18 protein-coding genes and 1 pseudogene are annotated in these 18282 nt (G+C 66.8%); 10 read left to right on the plus strand and 9 right to left on the minus strand.

Annotated features, from left to right (window positions below):
* Window positions 1-53: 53 nt before the first annotated feature.
* Window positions 54-1418 (plus strand): NAD-dependent succinate-semialdehyde dehydrogenase, encoded by a 1365-nt coding sequence (locus QZ853_RS03765; protein ID WP_295570840.1) that lies wholly within the window; start codon window positions 54-56, stop codon window positions 1416-1418.
* A gap of 75 nt (window positions 1419-1493) precedes the next feature.
* Here QZ853_RS03765 and QZ853_RS03770 read toward each other — a convergent pair whose 3' ends face one another.
* The 7 genes from QZ853_RS03770 to QZ853_RS03800 all read right to left on the minus strand — a co-directional run bounded on the left by QZ853_RS03770 (window position 1494) and on the right by QZ853_RS03800 (window position 7421).
* Window positions 1494-2516, minus strand: a complete 1023-nt coding sequence (locus QZ853_RS03770) for a magnesium and cobalt transport protein CorA (RefSeq protein WP_295570843.1) — start codon at window positions 2514-2516, stop codon at window positions 1494-1496.
* A gap of 6 nt (window positions 2517-2522) precedes the next feature.
* On the minus strand, window positions 2523-3779 hold the full coding sequence (locus QZ853_RS03775; RefSeq protein ID WP_295570845.1) for a DUF4105 domain-containing protein: 1257 nt from the start codon (window positions 3777-3779) through the stop codon (window positions 2523-2525).
* The gene (locus QZ853_RS03780) at window positions 3776-4657 is read right to left on the minus strand and encodes a transporter associated domain-containing protein (protein ID WP_295570847.1); all 882 of its coding nucleotides are present in this window, start codon (window positions 4655-4657) and stop codon (window positions 3776-3778) included. Before QZ853_RS03780 ends, QZ853_RS03775 begins: the two co-directional genes overlap by 4 nt.
* A 64-nt stretch (window positions 4658-4721) precedes the next feature.
* Window positions 4722-5306 carry a hypothetical protein gene (locus tag QZ853_RS03785; RefSeq protein ID WP_295570849.1) on the minus strand — a complete coding sequence of 195 codons (585 nt, stop codon included), beginning with the start codon at window positions 5304-5306 and terminating at the stop codon, window positions 4722-4724.
* Window positions 5303-5911, minus strand: a complete 609-nt coding sequence (locus QZ853_RS03790) for a hypothetical protein (protein ID WP_295570851.1) — start codon at window positions 5909-5911, stop codon at window positions 5303-5305. Before QZ853_RS03790 ends, QZ853_RS03785 begins: the two co-directional genes overlap by 4 nt.
* Window positions 5912-5952: 41 nt before the next feature.
* A complete protein-coding gene (ybeY, locus tag QZ853_RS03795) occupies window positions 5953-6438 on the minus strand; it encodes an rRNA maturation RNase YbeY (RefSeq protein ID WP_295570853.1) in 486 nt (161 codons plus the stop codon).
* The gene (locus QZ853_RS03800) at window positions 6435-7421 is read right to left on the minus strand and encodes a PhoH family protein (RefSeq protein WP_295570856.1); all 987 of its coding nucleotides are present in this window, start codon (window positions 7419-7421) and stop codon (window positions 6435-6437) included. The genes ybeY and QZ853_RS03800 overlap by 4 nt, the downstream gene beginning before the upstream one ends.
* Window positions 7422-7862: 441 nt before the next feature.
* Between QZ853_RS03800 and QZ853_RS03805 the strand changes: the two genes are divergently transcribed.
* From QZ853_RS03805 to QZ853_RS03815, 3 genes and pseudogenes are all read left to right on the plus strand, one after another.
* Window positions 7863-8819 (plus strand): HlyD family efflux transporter periplasmic adaptor subunit, encoded by a 957-nt coding sequence (locus QZ853_RS03805; RefSeq protein ID WP_295570858.1) that lies wholly within the window; start codon window positions 7863-7865, stop codon window positions 8817-8819.
* A gap of 20 nt (window positions 8820-8839) precedes the next feature.
* Window positions 8840-9269 (plus strand): annotated as a pseudogene (locus QZ853_RS03810) (ATP-binding cassette domain-containing protein).
* Window positions 9266-10378, plus strand: coding sequence for an ABC transporter permease (locus tag QZ853_RS03815; RefSeq protein WP_295570860.1), 1113 nt, complete (start codon window positions 9266-9268; stop codon window positions 10376-10378). The pseudogene QZ853_RS03810 and the gene QZ853_RS03815 overlap by 4 nt, the downstream one beginning before the upstream one ends.
* Window positions 10379-10451: 73 nt before the next feature.
* Here QZ853_RS03815 and miaB read toward each other — a convergent pair whose 3' ends face one another.
* Both miaB and QZ853_RS03825 read right to left on the minus strand, forming a co-directional pair.
* Window positions 10452-11870 (minus strand): tRNA (N6-isopentenyl adenosine(37)-C2)-methylthiotransferase MiaB, encoded by a 1419-nt coding sequence (gene miaB, locus QZ853_RS03820; RefSeq protein ID WP_295570862.1) that lies wholly within the window; start codon window positions 11868-11870, stop codon window positions 10452-10454.
* A 121-nt stretch (window positions 11871-11991) separates the two neighbouring features.
* A complete protein-coding gene (locus tag QZ853_RS03825; RefSeq protein ID WP_295570864.1) occupies window positions 11992-12612 on the minus strand; it encodes a glutathione S-transferase in 621 nt (206 codons plus the stop codon).
* 80 nt (window positions 12613-12692) lie between these two features.
* Here QZ853_RS03825 and QZ853_RS03830 point away from each other — a divergent pair, with 80 nt between their 5' ends.
* The 6 genes from QZ853_RS03830 to QZ853_RS03855 all read left to right on the plus strand — a co-directional run bounded on the left by QZ853_RS03830 (window position 12693) and on the right by QZ853_RS03855 (window position 18221).
* Window positions 12693-13661 (plus strand): WYL domain-containing protein, encoded by a 969-nt coding sequence (locus tag QZ853_RS03830; protein WP_295570866.1) that lies wholly within the window; start codon window positions 12693-12695, stop codon window positions 13659-13661.
* A 46-nt stretch (window positions 13662-13707) separates the two neighbouring features.
* Window positions 13708-14637 (plus strand): lytic transglycosylase domain-containing protein, encoded by a 930-nt coding sequence (locus QZ853_RS03835; RefSeq protein WP_295570868.1) that lies wholly within the window; start codon window positions 13708-13710, stop codon window positions 14635-14637.
* 192 nt (window positions 14638-14829) lie between these two features.
* A complete protein-coding gene (gene petA, locus QZ853_RS03840; RefSeq protein ID WP_004151998.1) occupies window positions 14830-15450 on the plus strand; it encodes a ubiquinol-cytochrome c reductase iron-sulfur subunit in 621 nt (206 codons plus the stop codon).
* On the plus strand, window positions 15450-16709 hold the full coding sequence (locus QZ853_RS03845; RefSeq protein ID WP_110711774.1) for a cytochrome bc complex cytochrome b subunit: 1260 nt from the start codon (window positions 15450-15452) through the stop codon (window positions 16707-16709). Before petA ends, QZ853_RS03845 begins: the two co-directional genes overlap by 1 nt.
* On the plus strand, window positions 16702-17451 hold the full coding sequence (locus QZ853_RS03850; protein WP_295570871.1) for a cytochrome c1: 750 nt from the start codon (window positions 16702-16704) through the stop codon (window positions 17449-17451). Before QZ853_RS03845 ends, QZ853_RS03850 begins: the two co-directional genes overlap by 8 nt.
* Window positions 17452-17585: 134 nt before the next feature.
* Entirely contained in the window at window positions 17586-18221 is a 636-nt protein-coding gene (locus QZ853_RS03855; RefSeq protein ID WP_005415948.1) for a glutathione S-transferase N-terminal domain-containing protein, read from the plus strand.
* The last annotated feature ends 61 nt before the right edge of the window (window positions 18222-18282 follow it).

Below are 18282 nucleotides of genomic sequence, written 5' to 3' on the forward strand. Positions count from 1 at the left end.
TACGGCTCACGGCCGGCGGCGCACAATGGGGGTCACCCTGATGGAGATCCCCCATGACCGTCGAGATCATCGACCCGGCCAGCGGCCAGGTGACCTACCGCCATGAACTGATGGGCGCTGCCGACATCGAGCAGCGCCTGCAGGCCGCCGCCGAGGCGTTCCCGGCCTGGGCCGAACGCTCGTTGCAGGAGCGCGGCGTGATCCTGCGCCAGATCGCCGCGCAGCTGCGCGCTCGCCGCGACGACCTGCAGCAGGCCATGACCCACGAGATGGGCAAACTCAGGGCCGAAGCGCTTGCCGAAGTGGACAAGTGCGCCGCCGCCTGCGAGTACTACGCCGACCACGCCGCCGACTATCTCAAGCCTCAGCTGATCGACACCGAAGCGCAGCGCAGCTACGTGCGCTACGAACCGATCGGCTGCGTATTCGCGGTGATGCCTTGGAACTTCCCGATCTGGCAGGTATTCCGCTTCCTGGCTCCGGCGTTCATGGCCGGCAACGTGGCCCTGCTCAAGCACGCAAGCAACGTGCCGCAATGCGCCGACCTGATCCTGGCGGTGTGTCGTGACGGCGGGCTGCCGGACGGCGTGTTCGACGTGCTGCACATCGACAACGACCAGGCCGCCGAGGTGCTGCGCGATGTGCGGGTGAAGGCGGTGACGCTGACCGGCAGCGAGCGGGCAGGGCGCTCGATCGCTTCCAACGCCGGCAGCCAGCTGAAGAAGTCGGTGATGGAACTGGGCGGCAGCGATGCCTTCGTGGTGCTCGACGATGCCGACCTCGACAAGACCGTGGCCGCGGCAGTGAAGTCACGCTTCGATAACAGCGGGCAGACCTGCATCGCGGCCAAGCGCTTCATCGTGGTCGATGCGGTGGCCGATGAGTTCACCCGTCGCTTTGTGGAAGCGGCGGGCGAGCGCCAGTATGGCGACCCTGACGAGCGCGGCACCACGCTGGCACCGATGGCGCGCGCCGACCTGCGCGACGAACTGCACAAGCAGGTGCAGGCCAGCGTGGCCAAGGGCGCGCGCGTTCTGGTCGGCGGCGAGCCGATTGCCGGTACCCATGCCGGTTATCCGGCCACGGTGCTCGACCAGGTCGGCCCGGGCATGCCGGCCTACGACGAAGAACTGTTCGGCCCGGTTGCCGCGGTGATCCGGGTCAAGGATGAGGCCGAGGCGCTGCGCGTGGCCAACGACACCCGTTTCGGCCTGGGCGGCAGCGTGTGGACGCGCGACCCGGTGCGCGGTGAAGGCTTTGCCCAGCGCATGGAATGCGGGGCAGCGTTCGTCAACGCCATCGTCAAGAGCGATGCGCGGCTGCCGTTCGGCGGTAGCAAGCAGTCGGGTTTCGGCCGCGAACTGGCCGACCACGGCATCCATGAGTTCATGAACATCAAGACCGTCTACGTGGCCTGATGGATCATCCAATGCGCCACGACCAACGGTCGTGGCCTACCGGTCTGGTGGGTATCGACCGTTGGTCGATACGCTCTACAGCCAGCCCGAACGCTTGAACAACCGGTACAGCGCCACGCACACGCCGCCCACGCCAACGATCATCAGCGGGTACGACCACGGCTCACTCAGCTCCGGCATGTGGCTGAAGTTCATGCCATACCAGCTGGTGATCAGGGTCGGCGCGGCCAGCAGCGCGGCCCAGGCACCCAGGCGCTTGACCGTCTCACCCTGCGCCAGCGTCACCAGCGACAGGTTGACGCTCAGCGCGGTACCCAGCATCTCGCGCAGGGTGTCGATCACGTCGCTGATGCGCACCGCGTGGTCGTGCACATCGCGCACGTACAGCTTCACTTCGTCGGGGATCAGGTCGCCCTGGTAGCGCCGGATCTGCGCCAGCACATCCTGCAGCGGTGCCACCGCCATGCGCATCTTGTTCAGTTCGCGCTTGAGCTCGTACAGGCGCACCACGGTGCTGCGCTTGTAGTTGTCGGCGAAGATGTCCTTTTCCAGCAGGTCCAGGGTGTCGCGGAAGCGGTGCACGATCGGCAGGTAGTTGTCGACCACGAAGTCGGCGACGGCATACAGGCAGTAGGACGGGCCCATCTTCAGCAGCTGTGGCTCGCGTTCCACCCGCGCACGCACCGGTGCGTAGGACAGCGAGGCGCCGTGGCGCACTGTCACCAGGAAGCGTGGGCCAAGGAAGGCGTGGGTTTCGCCGTACTGGATGCGTTCGTCGACCATCTGCGCGGTGGTCACCACCACGAACAGCGAGTTGCCATAGGTCTCGACCTTGGGCCGCTGGTGCGCATTGCGCGCATCCTCGATGGCCAGGTCGTGCAGGCAGAACTCCTCCTGCAGTTTCAGCAGTACGTCGTCGTTGGGGTCGTACAAGCCGACCCAGACGAAGCCGTTGCCGCTGGCAATGACATCGCTGATGGCGTCCAGGCTGATGTCGTGGCGCTTGCCGTCGTCATCGTAGTGGACGCAGTTGATGACGCAGGTAGGGTTGGCCGAAGCGGGGGCGGAAGCGGAGGCGGGCAATGACATGCCCGCCATCGTGCGTCAGGGCCGTGTTTCGGACAAGTGAGGACCGCGCCCCAGCACCCACGCCAGGGTCACGTGCACCGGCAGCAGCAGCACGATCCACTGCACGTTGTACTGCGCCTGCAGGCTCAGCCAGTGCAGCACCAGCGCCAGCACTGCCTGTACCGCCAGCAGCCACAGCACGATCCTGAACATGCGCCCCGGCACGCGCCGTCGCAGCAAGGCGATCGCGCCCGGCAGCAGCAGCACCGCCAGCGGCGAGAGCAGCAGCAGGTTGCGGTTGGCCCATGCGGCATAATGGATGCTGAAGCCCCACAGGAACACCAGCACGCCGCCGAACAGGCTGCACAGCAGCCAGAACGGCAGCGCCAGCCCGGCCAGCAGGCGCGGCCGGCGGCGCAGCGCGAGCACGCCGGCGGCGATCAGCAGGCCCCACAGCAGCCACGGCCACCAGCGACGTGCCGATTCCTTCGGCTCCGGGGCGATGCGGTGTGGCAGGAGCTCCTGTTCGGTCTGCACCAGCGGCCGGCCGTCACTGTTGCGTACCTGGCGCAGTGCGTCGGCCAGGCGCATCGGCACGAACGCCTCCTGCCAGCGCGACAGCGGCTGGTCGGCGAACGGACCCAGGCCGACGTCGAAACCCAGCCACATCCACGGTGCCGGCGAGGCCAGGCGTACCGACTCGCTGCGGTAGGTGTTGCCGCGCGAACGGCCGGACAGCTGCGAGTGCAGGCCGCCGCCCAATGCCTTGTCGAGGGTGTCGCGCACCATCGTCGCGCAGTTGGCGGTGTAGTAGTCGTAGTGGTAGCGCGCGTTTTCCGGCTTGGCTCGTTCGGCCAGGTCGGCGGCCAGTGCGCGGGCCTGGTCCGGCCGCAGGTCCAGCCACTGCACGCTGGCACCGCGGCCGGTCTCGTCGTAGTACGACAGGTCCTGCTGCAGCGGCAGCGCCACCAGGTAATACATCATGTCACCGCGTGCGAAGCGGCTGATGAAATCGTCCTCGGATGGATCGAAGTAACCGAAGTTGTACGAGGTTGCCTCGCCGCTGACCGGATCAAGCACCACGATGGCGTCATGGCCGAAGCGTTCGAAGAACACCGTGCCTGGCTGCATGGTGACCACGCCGATGCGCGGGGCTGGGGCCTCGGCGCTGGTGGCGGACGCAGCAGGGGCGGGTACGGTGGCCGCCGGCTGCGCAAACGCCGCCAGGGGCACGGCCATGGCCAGCACGCACAGTGCCAGCCAGAGGGCCACGATCAGGCCGCGGCGCTTCAAGCGTCGTCCTGCGCGTCCGGCGGCAGCACGGTCACGTGGAAGGCCTGCACCCGGCGCGCATCGGCGCGGGCCACGCGGAACATGAAGCGGTCCAGCGCAAGCTCGTCGCCGACTTCCGGCAGATGGCCCACGGCTTCAGTGACCAGGCCGCCGATGGTGTCGTAGTCCTCGTCGGAGAAACTTGCGCCGAAACGCTCGTTGAAATCGCCGATCGGGGTCAGTGCGTCGACCACGTACTGGCCGTCGGACTGGATCGCGATCTGCGCCGACGGATCTTCGGCCTCATCATGCTCGTCGTCGATCTCGCCGACGATCTGCTCCAGCACGTCCTCGATGGTCACCAGGCCGGCGACACCGCCGTACTCGTCGACCACGATCGCCATGTGGTTGCGCGACAGGCGGAATTCCTTCAACAGCACGTTGAGCTTCTTCGCCTCCGGGATCAGCACCGCCGGGCGCAGCAGCTCGCGCACGTTGGCCGGCCCATTGTCGGCGACCACGCCGCGCAGCAGGTCCTTGGCCAGCAGGATGCCGAGGATGTCGTCCTTGTTCTCGCCGTGAACCGGGAAGCGCGAATGGCCCGATTCGACCACCTGCTTCATCAGTTCCAGGAAGGGCGCTTCGACCGGCAGCGAGACCATCTGCGAGCGCGAGATCATCACGTCGCCCACGGTCAGCTCGGCCACCGAAATGGCGCCTTCCATCATCTTCAGGGTATCGGCGGCGATCAGGCCCTCTTCCTGCGCGGTGTGCAGCACAGCGACCAGCTCGTCGCGGGTATGGGGTTCGCCGGAGAAGGCGGAGGTCAGGCGTTCAAGCCAGCCGCGCTTCTTTTCACTTTGCTCCGCGGGGGAGCCACTACTGTCGTCTTCTGACATCTCGGGTAAAAAGGCACCCGGCAGGCCGGGCGTTGGCCCAAGTCTAGCAGGATGTGGCGACCTGTCAGTGGCTGCCGGTGGCCGGGGCGACCGGGGCGGCATCCTGCTCGGGGAGGTCGAGGCTGTAGGTGCAGCCGGCCAGAGTCTTGCCGGGGTGGGAGGCGACCGTGGAGACGCTGAGGATGATCGACTCGATCTGGGCCTCGCCGGTCCTGGGGTCGGTCACATCGCGGCTGACCAGCTCGCGGCCGGCCATGAACTTGCCGTCCTGGTCGTAGCCGGTCTCCAGCGCCAGGCGCTTGGCCAGCGGCCGCGGGTCGGCCTGGTCGAGCACGGCCATGACGCTGGCGCCGGCTACCGCCACCCGTTCGGTGGTCACGCCGAACACACTGATCGGCTGCGCCAGGCGGAACTCGCTCATGAACGGGTTGCCTTGCGGCAGTGGCTGCAGGCCCTGCGCCACTGCCTTCAACGGGTCGGCCACCAGCGGCGCCAGCGCGGCGTGCTGTGCTACGCCCTGGCGGCATTCGATCAGCGCCGGCAGGTCCAGGCTGGACGCGAAGGCAGAGGGAACGACGAGGGCACACAGCAGGGGGACGCAGCAGCGCAGTGACACGAGCGGTTTCCGCGGGACGGGGGCTACCATCATAGTCCTGGCGAGCGCCGGAACGGTGCCATGAGACGGCCCGCAAACGCGATCATCAAGGCCCGTATCGCCATCAATGACAGGGTGAGCACCACCGAGGTCATGGCGATCTGCATGGCTTGCGCTGCGGCACGCACGGCGGCCGGCCACAGGCCCGGACCGGTCAGCCACGGCGTCAGTTCGTCCGCCGCCTTGCCGCTCGCTTTCAGGTAGATCACCGCCAGCACGAACAGCACCAGCAGCGAGGTACGGCTGGCATGGAAGAACGGCAGCGCGTTGGCCGGATGGCCCACATGCCGATGCACCAGCATCCGCCACAGCACCGGCAGGGTCAGTCCACCCATCATTACCAGGATCATGGACGCCCCCAACAGTCCGGGGGTATGGGCCGGTTCCCGTTCGCCATTGAGATGCGGGCCCATCAAGCCGATCGCCGCACCGGTGAGCAGGCACAGGGGCGACAGCACGGCAAGGCTGCGCAGCAGCCAATGCGTGCCGCTGGGGTCGCGGGTACTTATTTGGCGCACGGCATGGGCGCCGAGCACCAGCAGGCTGGCAAATACAACGGCGCCGGTCATGAACAGGTCAGGGCTTGCTTGCGAGGTCATCCGTGTTCCTCCTGTTATCGCGGCCAGCGACCGCTGCGCGCTCAGCGCTCGCCGGCGTAGGGGTCGGCGATGCCGAGCTCGGCCAGGATCTCGCGCTCCAGCTGTTCCATCGCTTCGGCCTCCTTGTCGTCCTCGTGGTCCCAACCGAGCAGGTGCAGCACCCCGTGCACGGTCAGGTGCGCGTAGTGGGCGTTAAGCGACTTGCCCTGTTCGTCGGCCTCACGTGCCACCACCGGCGCGCAGATCACCAGGTCGCCCAGCAACGGGAACTTGACCCCCTTCGGCAGGCCTTCAGGCACTTCCGCCGGGAAGCTGAGCACGTTGGTGGCGTAGTCCTTGCCCCGGTAATGACGGTTCAGCGATTGCCCTTCCTTGCTGTCGACCACGCGGATGGCCAGGTCGGCCTCGCGGATGCGGCCCTTCAGCGCGGCCGCCACCCACTTGCGGAAACTCACCGCGGCCGGCAGGCCGGCACGCGGCAGGGCGTAACTGACGGCGACATCCAGTCGCACGGGACCACGGGTCATGGAGTCGCTCCAGGTTGGATCTGATGCAGGTCGCGGCGATCGTAGGCGCTGACGATGCGCGCCACCAGCGGATGGCGGACCACGTCGCGCGATTCAAAGAAGGTGAAGCTGACGCCCTCGACATCGCGCAGCACGTCGATCGCATCGCGCAGGCCGGACTTCACGTGCTTGGGCAGGTCGGTCTGGGTCAGGTCGCCGGTCACTACCGCAGTGGAGCCGTAGCCGAGGCGGGTCAGGAACATCTTCATCTGCTCGATCGTGGTGTTCTGCGCTTCGTCCAGGATCACGAAGGCATCGTTGAGCGTGCGGCCGCGCATATAAGCCAGTGGCGCGATCTCGATGACGTTCTTTTCCAGCAGCTTGACCACTTTCTCCACGCCCAACATTTCGTACAGGGCGTCGTACAGCGGCCGCAGGTAGGGGTCGACCTTCTGGCTCAGGTCGCCGGGCAGGAAGCCCAGCTTCTCGCCGGCTTCCACCGCCGGGCGCACCAGGATCAGGCGCTGCACCCGCGATTCGTTCAGCGCTTCCACCGCGCTGGCCACGGCCAGGAAGGTCTTGCCGGTGCCGGCCGGGCCGATGCCGAAGTTGATGTCGTGGGTGGCAATCTGGTGCAGGTAGCGGGCCTGGTTGGCACCACGCCCACGTACCGTGCCGCGCTTGACCTTGATCGCCACGTCCTGCGCTTCATAGGAACGCTCGGCAATCTGCTCGACATTGGCCTGCGCCAGGCGCAGGTGGATGGCATGGTTGTCGAAGGTGGTCTCGCCGGCTTCGGCGTACAGCGCCTCGACCAGCTTCTGCGCCTCGACGATGGCCTCTTTCGGCCCACTGATGCGGAACACGAAGCCACGGTTGGCGATTTCCACGCCCAGTTTCAGTTCGATCTGTCGCAAATGACCGTCGAACGGGCCACACAGGTTGGCCAGCCGTTCGTTGTCTTCCGGCGACAGGGTGAAGTCTCGATGCTCGATGCTTTTCATTGCTTCGGGTGGGGCGGACGCCTTCCACCGCAGTGTATTCAGGGGAGACAAGGGTAGCGCGCGCATGGGGCGCGCGGCCAGCAGCGGGCCGATACGCGGTTTTCCACACCCGGTGTGGACGGGGTGCGCGAAAACCTGTGGATAGGCCTTCGCAGTGCTTGTGCCACAAGGCTCATGAGGTGGTGGTGAAAAAATCGTCACGGACGGTCGGCTCGTGTGGCGGCAGCGCATGTTCAGCTGCCAGGCACGCAACACGGCCACCTCCCGTCGGTTCTCCACACCGGCTGTGGAATGATGCTGAACCAAGCTGTGGATAGGTGGCGCGGCGCCTTGCAACAGAAGGCCCCGCGGCAGGCGATGAAAAAATCGCCATGGTGGATTGCAATCATTGTGGGTGCACGGGGCGCATGGCACCGTGGCGCCGTCGCAGGAGGGGATGGCATGGGCATCGGCAACCGGGTGCGTGGAATCGGGCTGGCGGGTATCGCCCTGCTGGCAGGCTGTGGCCAGGCGCCACCTGCCGCATTGGGCACGCTGGAATGGGACCGGATCACCGTGCCGGCCCCTGCGGCCGAAGTGATTGCAGCCGTGGACGTGCGCGAAGGACAGCAGGTCAAGGCCGGCACCGTGCTGATGCAGCTGGACCCGGCCCGGGGCGATGCGCAATTCGCCGCCGCACAGGCCGACACCGCGCGTGCGCGGGCGCAACTGGAGGAGTTGAAGATCGGTCCGAGGCAGGAGCAGATCGCGCAGGCACAGGCACAGTTGGCCGCGTTACGGGCGCAGTCTGCCGAAGCCAGTGCCTACTACCGCCGGGTGCAGCCGCTGGCACGCCAGCGCCTGATCGCCGCCGCCGAGCTGGACCGCGCACGGGCGGCCGCCGGCAATGCCGAGGCCAGCGTGCGTGCGGCCGAGCAGGCGTGGCTGGAGCGGGTGCATGGCAGCCGCACGCAGGACATCGTGCAGGGCCAGGCGGCGGCGGATGCTGCGCAGGCGCAGCAGGTGGTGCAGGGCGTCAACCTGCAGAAGCTGCAGCTGCGCGCGCCCCGCGATGGCGTGGTCGACGCCTTGCCCTATCGGCAGGGCGACCAGGCGCCGATCGGCGCACCGCTTGCGGTGATGCTGGTCGGCGAGCGCCCCTATGCGCGCGTCTACCTGCCGCAACCCCTGCGCTTGCAGGTCAAGGTCGGGCAAGCCGCGCAGGTACATCTGGAAGGGCAGGGCGCTGCGTTGAAGGGGCATGTGCGCTCGATCCGCAGCGAGCCTTCATTTACGCCGTACTACGCGTTGACCGGTGACGACGTGGCGCGGCTGAGCTACCTGGCCGAGATCGAAGTGGACGAGGCGACCGACATGCAGAAGCTGCCGGCCGGGTTGCCGGTGCGGGTGAGCTTCTGAACACCGGCAACGACATTGCCGTGCATGCGCAGGGCCTGACCCGGCGCTTCGGGGACCTGCTGGCCGTGGACAATGTCGACCTGACCGTGCCGCGTGGCCAGGTGTACGGCTTCCTCGGCCCGAACGGTTCGGGCAAGTCGACCACCATCCGCATGCTGTGCGGCCTGCTGGAACCGAGCGCGGGGCAGATCGAGGTGCACGCTGCAGGTCACCGCTTCGCAGCCACGCCAGGCCAGCCGCGCGCTGGCCGAACTGCCCGGCGTGCTGAGCGTGGCGCAGATCGGCACGCAGCTGCGCGTGCTGTGCAGTGAAAATGCCGCCGACATGGCCGCCTTGCAGCGCGCCTTGGCCGGTGCCGATCCGCAGGCGCATATCGAGGCGGTGGCGCCGAACCTGGAAGACGTGTTCGTCGCCGCCACCCGCGGTCGTGGCCGGGAGCCAGCGGCATGAACCTGCGCCGGCTGTGGGCGATCATGCTCAAGGAGCTGCGGCAGCTGCGCCGCGATCGCATCACGCTGGCGATGATCGTTGGCATTCCGGTGATGCAGCTGCTGTTGTTCGGCTATGCGATCAACCTCAACCTGCGCCACCTTGATGCGGGTGTCGCCGACCAAGCCACCAGCGCGGCCTCGCGCGCGCTGGTGCAGGACATGGTCGCCACCGGTGTGATCACCCCGCGCAGCGAAGCCTACAGTCCGGAACAGCTGATGCAGGCACTGCGTCGCGGCGAGATCAGTGTCGGCATCGTGGTGCCGGCGGATTTCGAGCGCCGTCGTTTCGACGGCCGCGAAGCAGTGCAGGTGCTGGTCGACGGCAGCGACACCGTGCTGCAGAGCGCGGCGATGCAGCTGGCGCAGGTGCCGCTGGATACGCGCCCGACCAGCAACGCGCGGCCACTGCGCGAAGGCAGCATCGCCAGTGGCCAGGTCAGCGTGACCAATTTCTACAACCCGCAGCGCCGCTCGGCGGTGAACATCGTGCCGGGCCTGATCGGGGTCATCCTGACCATGACCCTGGTGATGTTCACGGCGGTGGCGGTGGTGCGCGAACGCGAGCGCGGCAACATGGAGCTGCTGATCGCCACGCCGGTATCGCGTAGTGAACTGATGGTCGGCAAGGTGCTGCCCTACGCAGCGATCGGCCTGCTGCAGACCACGCTGGTGCTGGTGCTTGGGACCGGGCTGTTCCAGGTGCCGATCCGCGGCAGCCTGCTGCACATCTACCTGGCCGCGGTGCTGCTGGTGCTGGCCAGCTTGGCGCTGGGCCTGCTGATCTCCACGCGCGCGCGCTCTCAGTTCCAGGCGATGCAGATGACGCTGTTCCTGTTCCTGCCGTCGATCCTGCTGTCAGGCTTCATGTTTCCGTTTGCGGGAATGCCGCGGCCGGTGCAGTGGCTGGCTGAAGTGCTGCCGCTGACCCACTTTCTGCGCCTGGTGCGCGGCATCATGCTGCGCGGTGCCTCGCTGTGGGAGCTGTGGCACGACGCACTGGCGCTGCTGGCCTTCATCGTGGTGATGATGACGCTGGCGATCCTGCGTTTCCGCAAGCGCCTGGATTGAAGCATGCCATCCAGTGGTGCCGGCCGCTGGCCGGCATCATTTCCGATGGGTGCCGACCGTTGGTCGGCACGCCTTATTCGGTCACCACCCGCGCGCGCAGCGAATTGGTCAGCGCTTCGGTGATCATCACATCTACGAACTGGCCGATCAGGCGCGCTGGCGCCGGGAAGTTCACCGAACGCATGTTCTCGGTCTTGCCGGTCAGTTCGTTCGGATTCTTGCGCGAAGGCCCTTCCACCAGCACGGTCTGCACGGTGCCGACCATCCTCTCGGAGATACCGGCGGCGTGCGCATTGATGCGTTCCTGCAGGCGCGACAGGCGCGCATGCTTCTCGGCATCGCTGATGGTGTCCTCCAGGTCGGCCGCCGGGGTGCCCGGGCGGCGCGAGTAAATGAAGGAGAAGCTGTGGTCGAAGCCGATGTCCTCGATCAGCTTCATGGTCTTCTCGAAATCGGCATCGGTCTCGCCTGGGAAGCCGACGATGAAATCCGAGCTGATCGAGATATCCGGGCGCACCGCGCGCAGCTTGCGGATCTTCGACTTGAATTCCAGAGCGGTGTAGCCGCGCTTCATTGCCGACAGCACGCGGTCGCTGCCGGCCTGCACCGGCAGGTGCAGGAAGTTGGCCAGTTTCGGCACATCGCGGAATGCGTCGATCAGCGAATCGCTGAACTCCAGCGGGTGCGAGGTGGTGAAGCGGATGCGGCCCACGCCGTCGATCTCGGCGATGGTACGGATCAACAGGCCCAGGTCGGCGTACTCGCCATCACCGTAGGGACCGCGGTAGGCGTTGACGTTCTGCCCGAGCAGGTTGATCTCGCGCACACCCTGTGCGGCAAGCTGCGCCACTTCCACCACCACGTCCTCGAACGGGCGGCTGACTTCGGTGCCGCGGGTGTAGGGCACCACGCAGAACGAGCAGTACTTGGAGCAGCCTTCCATGATCGACACGAACGCCGAGGCGCCCTCGGCGCGCGGTTCCGGCAGGCGGTCGAACTTCTCGATCTCGGGGAAGCTGATGTCCACCTGCGGGCGCTTCTGCTCGCGGCGGGCACGGATCAGTTCCGGCAGGCGGTGCAGGGTCTGCGGCCCGAATACCAGGTCGACGAACGGCGCGCGCTTGATGATCGCTTCGCCCTCCTGCGAGGCGACGCAGCCGCCGACACCGATGATGACCTCCCGGCCCTTGTTCTTCAGGCCCTTCCACACGCCCAGCTGGCTGAACACCTTCTCCTGCGCCTTCTCGCGGATGGAGCAGGTGTTGACCAGGATGACGTCGGCGTCGTCCGGGGTATCGGTCAGTTCCAGGCCATCGCTGGCGGCAAGCACGTCGGCCATCTTGGCCGAGTCGTACTCGTTCATCTGGCAACCGTGGGTCTTGATGTACAGCTTGCCTTTCACCTGGTCGGGCTTGCGCGGACCGGCGGGCAGGGCAACGAGCGGGGTACCGCCCGGCGTGGCGGGCGGAAAGACGTCTGGCGTCCCGGTCATGGCGCTTAATCCATTCGGGTGGCGGGAAAGCCGGCAATTCTACCCGCATCCCGAGCCACCCGCCGCGGCCCTGTAGTGCCGAGCGCACGCTCGGCCCTACAAAGGAAGCCCGGCGGGGCCCTTACGCCGCCGCCAGCTCCGCATCGATCTGCCGCGAACGGTCGAAGGCGCTCATCGCGCTCATCCGGGCGATGTAGTCGGCCGTTGCCGGCGCCGGCTGCACCAGGCCGAAGGCAGTGGTCCAAGCCAGCGCATTGCCCCAGAGCACGTCGGCGGCGCTCATGGTCTCGCCCAGCAGGTATGGGCCCTGCGCCAGCTGGGCCTCGATTATCTGCAGCACGGTCTCGGCGTCGTTGTACGGAGACATCAGCCGCGGCGGGGGTTCGCGGTGCATCGCCTTGTCGATCATCGCCGGCTCGAAACACGCGCCGTAGAAGGCCATCCAGCGCAGGTAGGGGCCGCGCAGCGCATCGCCGATCGGCGGGGCCAGCCCGGCTTCCGGGTACAGGTCGGCCAGGTACAGGTAGATCGCCACCTGCTCGGTCACCAGCGCGCCGTCGTGGACGATGGCCGGCACCTTGCCCATCGGGTTGATGGCCAGGTAGGCCGGGGCCAGGTTGGCGCCGGCCTTCAGGTCCAGCACCTGCATGCGGTAGTCGGCACCCAGCGCTTCAAGCAGGGCCACGGCGCCGCTCGAGCGTGAACGGGCGGCGTGGTACAGGGTGATCTGGCGTGAGGTCATGGCTGGGCTCCTTGCGGTGGGTGGTGAACTGGCGCTCATCCTGGGGCACTATTGCGGACGACTTCTGTCCTCGATCCTTCATGCGCCATACCGCCCATCGACTGCTGCGCCTGATCGCCCTGTTGCAGGCCCGCCGCCAGTGGTCGGGGGCCGAGCTGGCCGAGCGCATGGGCGTGGACCGGCGCAGTATCCGGCGCGACATCGAGCGCCTGCGCGAACTGGGGTACCCGGTGCAGGCCTCAGCCGGGGTAGGGGGCGGCTACCAGCTGGGCGCGGGGGCGCCGGTGCTGCCGATGCTGCTGGACGAAGAAGAAGCGACCACCCTGGCCATCGCCCTGCGCGCGGCCTCGGCCACCGTCGCTGGCATCGACGATACCGCGCGCGGCCTGCTGTCCAAGCTCGATCCGCTGGTGCCGACCCGCCGTCGCCAGCAGGCCGGCGAAGTGCATGCCGCCACCGCCACCCTGTCGGATCTGCCTGCCACCGACGCACGTCTGCTTGGCCGGCTGGCGCAGTATTGCCGGCAGGCGTCGCGGCTGGCCTTTGAATACCGCAGCGCGCAGGACGCGGTGACTCAGCGCGAGGTCGAGGCCCAGCACCTGGTCAACTACGGCCGGCGCTGGTACCTGCTGGCCTGGGACCTGGGGCGGCAGGACTGGCGCACCCTGCGCGTGGACCGCATGGGCGCCGTGTGCGAATGCATCGAGCCGGGCCTGCACCGGCGCACGCCAGCGCCGCCGGACGTGATGGTACGCCAGGCGGTCAGCCAGGCGCCGTTCGCGCTGCAGGCCATCCTCCGCCTGGCCGGCAGCCATTCCGAGCTGGAAGGGCGCATTCCGCCCTGGTGCGGCGTGCTGGAGGCCGATGGTACCGACTACTGCCTGCTGCGGATGGGAGCCGAGAGCCGCGGCATGATGCTGGCGCAGATCCTCAGTCTGGATCGGCTGCCGGTGGCGCTGTGGACTACGCCACCGAGCCTGCGGGAGGAACTGGCCCAGCGCTTGGCCGGGCTGGGCCAGGTGCTGGCTGTGTCGCCGGTCACAGGCTGAGCGACATCGCTTGGCAAGCCCCGGCGAAGCTGGGACACTCGCCGCCATGAAGGGGATACTGGGGACAACGGCGATCATCATCGCTGCGCTGACCGCTGCGCCGGCCAGTGCCGGCACCCTGTACAAGTGCCAGGGCGCCGACGGCGTCACCAGTTATGTCAGCAAGCGCGTGGCCGGGGCCCGCTGCAACGCCATCAGCTACAGCCGCGACACCCGTCCGGCGCCGCGGCCAGTGGCGGCCGCACCGAAGCCTGCGCCGGCCACGACTGTGGCCAGCATCGAACGCAATCCCGTGGCCGTGGCGGCCAGTACCGCCGCTTCGACTGCGATCGCCCCGGCAGCCTCGCCAACGCCGCCCCCCGCAGCGGCGGTACCGGTGGCCGCACGTGGTGGCCGCATGGTCAGCGGCCAGGTCTATTCCTTCATGAAGGATGGCGTGCGGCACTACACCAGTGCGCGACCGGCCCAAGTGGCCAACCTCGGTCCGGTACGCACCATCCGCTACAGTTTCATGGAACGTTGCTATGCCTGCGGGATCAATCCGCGCGTGGATTTCGGCACGGTGCGCTTGAACACCACAGCGTTCCAGGGCGAAATCACGGCGGCAGCGCGTGAGTTCGGTGTCGAGGAGGCAGTGGTGCGCGCAATCATCCATGCCGAATCGGCCTACAACCCGACCGCGCTCAGCCGCGCCGGTGCGCAGGGCCTGATGCAGCTGATGCCGCCGACCGCCGCGCGTTTCGGGGTCAGTGATTCCTACGACGCCGGGCAGAACATCCGTGGCGGCGTGCAGTATCTTGCGTGGTTGTTGAAGCGCTTCAACGGCGATCTGACCCTGGCCGCCGCCGGCTACAACGCCGGCGAAGGCGCGGTCGACCGCCACGGTGGCGTGCCGCCCTACAGCGAAACCCAGTACTACGTGCGCCGGGTCGGCCAGCTGGCCGAGCGTTACCGCACCGCCCTGACCAAGCAGTAGGTGCCGACCGTCAGTCGGCACTGGCTATCATCGGGTGCCGACTGTTGGTTGGCACACAGTCGAAAGAGTTGTTGCAGTGCGTTGTGTGGCGCGCGACGGTTCCGCTACACTCGCCCAAGATTCAATGCGGCTCTGGCCCCCACCGGAACCGCTGGCAGCCTTAAAGCTACCTAATCAATATCGGAGTGCCGGATGGCCAACGATGGGGTACACGATCCAGTCAACACCGGACGTCGGCGTTTTCTTTCTGCCACCACAGCCGTGGTGGGCGCCGTCGGCGTCGGATTCACCGCAGTCCCTTTCATCAAATCCTGGAACCCCAGTGCCCGCGCCAAGCTTGCCGGCGCACCGGTGGTGGCCGACATCAGCGCTCTGCAGGAAGGCCAACGCCTGATCGTGGAGTGGCGTGGCCAGCCGATCTGGATCGTCAAGCGGTCCAAGGCCATCCTCGATGCGCTGCACGGGCTGGATGGCCGCCTCAAGGACCCCGAGTCCGGCGAGAAGGACCAGCAGCCGGACTACGTGCTCAAGCAGAACCCCGAGCTGCGCTCGATCAAGCCGGATATCTCGGTGCTGGTCGGCCTGTGCACGCACCTGGGCTGCTCGCCGGAAATGGTCGCCGAGATCCGGCCCGAACCCTATGACCCGCAGTGGAAGGGCGGCTACTTCTGCCCCTGCCACAAGTCGCGCTTCGACATGTCCGGCCGCGTCTTCAAGGACGTGCCGGCACCCATCAACCTGAAGGTGCCCGCGCACCACTACCAGGACGACAACACCATCATCATCGGTGTCGATCCGCAGGGGGCTGCCTGATGGCCAATATCCTCAGCCGTACCGCCAGCGGGGTGGCCGACTGGGTCAATGCCCGCGCGCCTGGCCTGATGCCGGTGTACCGCAAGCACGTCACCGAGTACTACGCGCCGAAGAACTTCAACATCTGGTACTACTTCGGTTCGCTGGCGCTGCTGGTGCTGGTCAACCAGATCGTCACCGGCATCTTCCTGACGATGCACTACAAGACCAACGCCGCCGAGGCGTTCGGCTCCATCGAATACATCATGCGTGATGTGGAGTGGGGCTGGCTGATCCGCTACATGCACTCCACCGGTGCCTCGCTCTTCTTCATCGTGGTCTACCTGCACATGTTCCGCGGCCTGCTGTACGGCAGCTACCAGAAGCCGCGCGAGCTGGTGTGGATCCTCGGCATGCTGATCTACCTGGTGCTGATGGCCGAAGCGTTCATGGGCTACGTGCTGCCCTGGGGCCAGATGTCGTTCTGGGGCGCCAAGGTGATCATTTCGCTGTTCGGCGCGATACCGGTGATCGGCAACGGCCTGACCGAATGGATCATGGGCGACTACCTGCCCAGTGACGCCACGCTCAACCGCTTCTTCGCGCTGCACGTCATCGCCCTGCCGCTGGTGCTGTTGCTGCTGGTGGTGCTGCACCTGGGCGCGCTGCACGAAGTGGGCTCGAACAACCCCGATGGCGTGGAGATCAAGAAGGGGCCGAAGGGCAACCGCTGGTCGCCGAACGCACCGGCCGACGGCATTCCCTTCCACCCGTACTACACGCTCAAGGATGGCGTTGGCGCCGGCTTCCTGCTGATCATTGCGGCCTTCATCATCTTCTTTGCACCCGGTTTCGGCGGCCTGTTCCTGGAGCACGACAACTTCACCGAGGCCAACCGCCTGGTGACCCCGGAACACATCAAGCCGGTCTGGTATTACACGCCGTACTACGCGATGCTGCGCGTGGTGCCGAACAAGCTCGGCGGTGTGCTGGTGATGTTCTCGGCCATCGCGATCCTGTTCCTGGTGCCATGGCTGGACAAGGCGCGGGTGAAGTCGGTGCGCTACCGCGGCTGGATCTCGAAGGTGATGCTGGGCGTGCTGGCGGTGTGCTTCGTGTGGCTGGGCGTGATCGGCTCCGGTCCGGGCACCGACGTGCACGAGACCTACATCGGGCGAGTGCTCACGTTCCTGTACTTCGCGTTCTTCATCACCATGCCGCTATGGACAAGGTTGGACAAGACCAAGCCGGTACCGGAGAGGGTGACCACGCATGACTGAGCGCTGGATGGTCCGGCTGGCCCTGACGGCCACCCTGATGCTGGGCAGTTTCCTGGCCTCCGCCGCCGAAGGTGGCACCAAGCTGCTGCAGGCCGGCAACGACCTCGGTGACCGCGCATCTCTGCAGCGCGGCGCGCAGCTGTACATGAACTACTGCTCCGGCTGCCACGCGCTGAAGTACCTGCGCTATTCGCGGATGGCGCAGGACCTGGGCCTGACCGAGGAAGAGGTGATGAACAACCTCAACTTCACCGGCTCGGCGATCGGTGACCCGATTCCGGTGGCGATGCCCAAGGAGAACGCCGAGAAGTGGTTCGGCAAGATGCCGCCGGACCTCAGCCTGATCGCGCGCGTGCGCGGCAGCGACTGGATCTACACCTACCTCAAGTCGTTCTACCTGGACAGCAGCCGTCCGCTGGGCTGGAACAACGCGCTGTTCGCCAATGCCTCCATGCCCAACCCGCTGTGGGAGATGCAGGGCCTGCAGCACGCCGTGCACGGCAAGCCCGAGGCACCGGGCATGGACCCGCCGGTGACCGGCCTGAAGATCGAAACCCCGGGCTCGGTCGATGCCGGTCAGTACGACCAGTCGGTGCGGGACATCACCAACTTCCTCGAATACGCCGGCGAACCGGCCGCGCTCAAGCGTCAGCAGCTGGGCGTGTGGGTGATCCTGTTCCTGGCCCTGCTGACCTTCCTGCTGTACCTGCTGAAGAAGGAATACTGGAAGGACGTTCACTGATTCTGCAGCCGGCCATCGCGCGGGCCTATTGGCTTTTGTGATGGTCGGTTGCACACTCGGGGAGGAGTCGATCGCTGGCACGGTGCCGGCGGCGCCGATGCGGCAGGCGGTCTCCTGTCGTGGGAGAGCCTTTGATGGCGGCGAGCGTACGCATGCGCAATACACTGACGCTGTTTTCCTCGAACGACGATGTGCTGTGCCACCGTGTACGCCTGGTGCTGGCGGCCAAGGGGGTCACGTTCGACTTCGTTCCGGTCGATCCGCAGAACCCGCCTGAAGACCTGATCGACCTCAATCCGTACCATTCGGTGCCGACCCTGGTCGAGCGCGAGCTGGTGCTGTACGCCGCATCGGTGGTCAGCGAGTACCTGGATGAGCGTTATCCACATCCGCCACTGATGCCGGTTGATCCGCTCTCACGCGCACGCATCCGCTTGGCGATGCTGCGCATCGAGCACGACTGGGTGCCGCAGGTGCAGGCCATCCAGCTGGGCAACAAAACCCAGGCCGAGGCCGGGCGCAAGCGCCTGAAGGAACTGCTGACCGCCTCGCTGCCGCTGTTCAAGGCCAGCAAGTTCTTCCTCAACCCGGAAATGAGCCTGGCCGACTGCGCGATGGCGCCGATCATCTGGCGCCTGCAGTCGCTGGATGTGCCGCTGCCGAAGGACGGCAAGGCGATCGAAGACTACGGCAACCGCATCTTCCGCCACCCCGGTTTCGTCCGTAGCCTGACCGAACAGGAAAAGAAGCTGCGCGATCTGCCGGTCTGATCCACCCATGCGTTAGCCGTCTGCACGCCGACCGGCATGCAGACGATCCGCCCCGGCGGGG

The sequence above is a fragment of the uncultured Stenotrophomonas sp. genome (assembly GCF_913778665.1).
Lineage (GTDB): Bacteria > Pseudomonadota > Gammaproteobacteria > Xanthomonadales > Xanthomonadaceae > Stenotrophomonas.

Coding starts and splice junctions, on each gene's coding strand:
- QZ853_RS03835 (WP_295570868.1), top strand. CDS start 13,708: ATGAAGGGGATACTGGGGACAACGGCGATCATCATCGCTGCGCTGACC.
- miaB (WP_295570862.1), bottom strand. CDS start 11,870: ATGACCGGGACGCCAGACGTCTTTCCGCCCGCCACGCCGGGCGGTACC.
- QZ853_RS03845 (WP_110711774.1), top strand. CDS start 15,450: ATGGCCAATATCCTCAGCCGTACCGCCAGCGGGGTGGCCGACTGGGTC.
- QZ853_RS03850 (WP_295570871.1), top strand. CDS start 16,702: ATGACTGAGCGCTGGATGGTCCGGCTGGCCCTGACGGCCACCCTGATG.
- QZ853_RS03825 (WP_295570864.1), bottom strand. CDS start 12,612: ATGACCTCACGCCAGATCACCCTGTACCACGCCGCCCGTTCACGCTCG.
- QZ853_RS03815 (WP_295570860.1), top strand. CDS start 9,266: ATGAACCTGCGCCGGCTGTGGGCGATCATGCTCAAGGAGCTGCGGCAG.
- QZ853_RS03780 (WP_295570847.1), bottom strand. CDS start 4,657: ATGTCAGAAGACGACAGTAGTGGCTCCCCCGCGGAGCAAAGTGAAAAG.
- QZ853_RS03805 (WP_295570858.1), top strand. CDS start 7,863: ATGGGCATCGGCAACCGGGTGCGTGGAATCGGGCTGGCGGGTATCGCC.
- QZ853_RS03765 (WP_295570840.1), top strand. CDS start 54: ATGACCGTCGAGATCATCGACCCGGCCAGCGGCCAGGTGACCTACCGC.
- petA (WP_004151998.1), top strand. CDS start 14,830: ATGGCCAACGATGGGGTACACGATCCAGTCAACACCGGACGTCGGCGT.
- QZ853_RS03855 (WP_005415948.1), top strand. CDS start 17,586: ATGGCGGCGAGCGTACGCATGCGCAATACACTGACGCTGTTTTCCTCG.
- QZ853_RS03785 (WP_295570849.1), bottom strand. CDS start 5,306: ATGATGGTAGCCCCCGTCCCGCGGAAACCGCTCGTGTCACTGCGCTGC.
- QZ853_RS03800 (WP_295570856.1), bottom strand. CDS start 7,421: ATGAAAAGCATCGAGCATCGAGACTTCACCCTGTCGCCGGAAGACAAC.
- ybeY (WP_295570853.1), bottom strand. CDS start 6,438: ATGACCCGTGGTCCCGTGCGACTGGATGTCGCCGTCAGTTACGCCCTG.
- QZ853_RS03770 (WP_295570843.1), bottom strand. CDS start 2,516: ATGGCGGGCATGTCATTGCCCGCCTCCGCTTCCGCCCCCGCTTCGGCC.
- QZ853_RS03790 (WP_295570851.1), bottom strand. CDS start 5,911: ATGACCTCGCAAGCAAGCCCTGACCTGTTCATGACCGGCGCCGTTGTA.
- QZ853_RS03830 (WP_295570866.1), top strand. CDS start 12,693: ATGCGCCATACCGCCCATCGACTGCTGCGCCTGATCGCCCTGTTGCAG.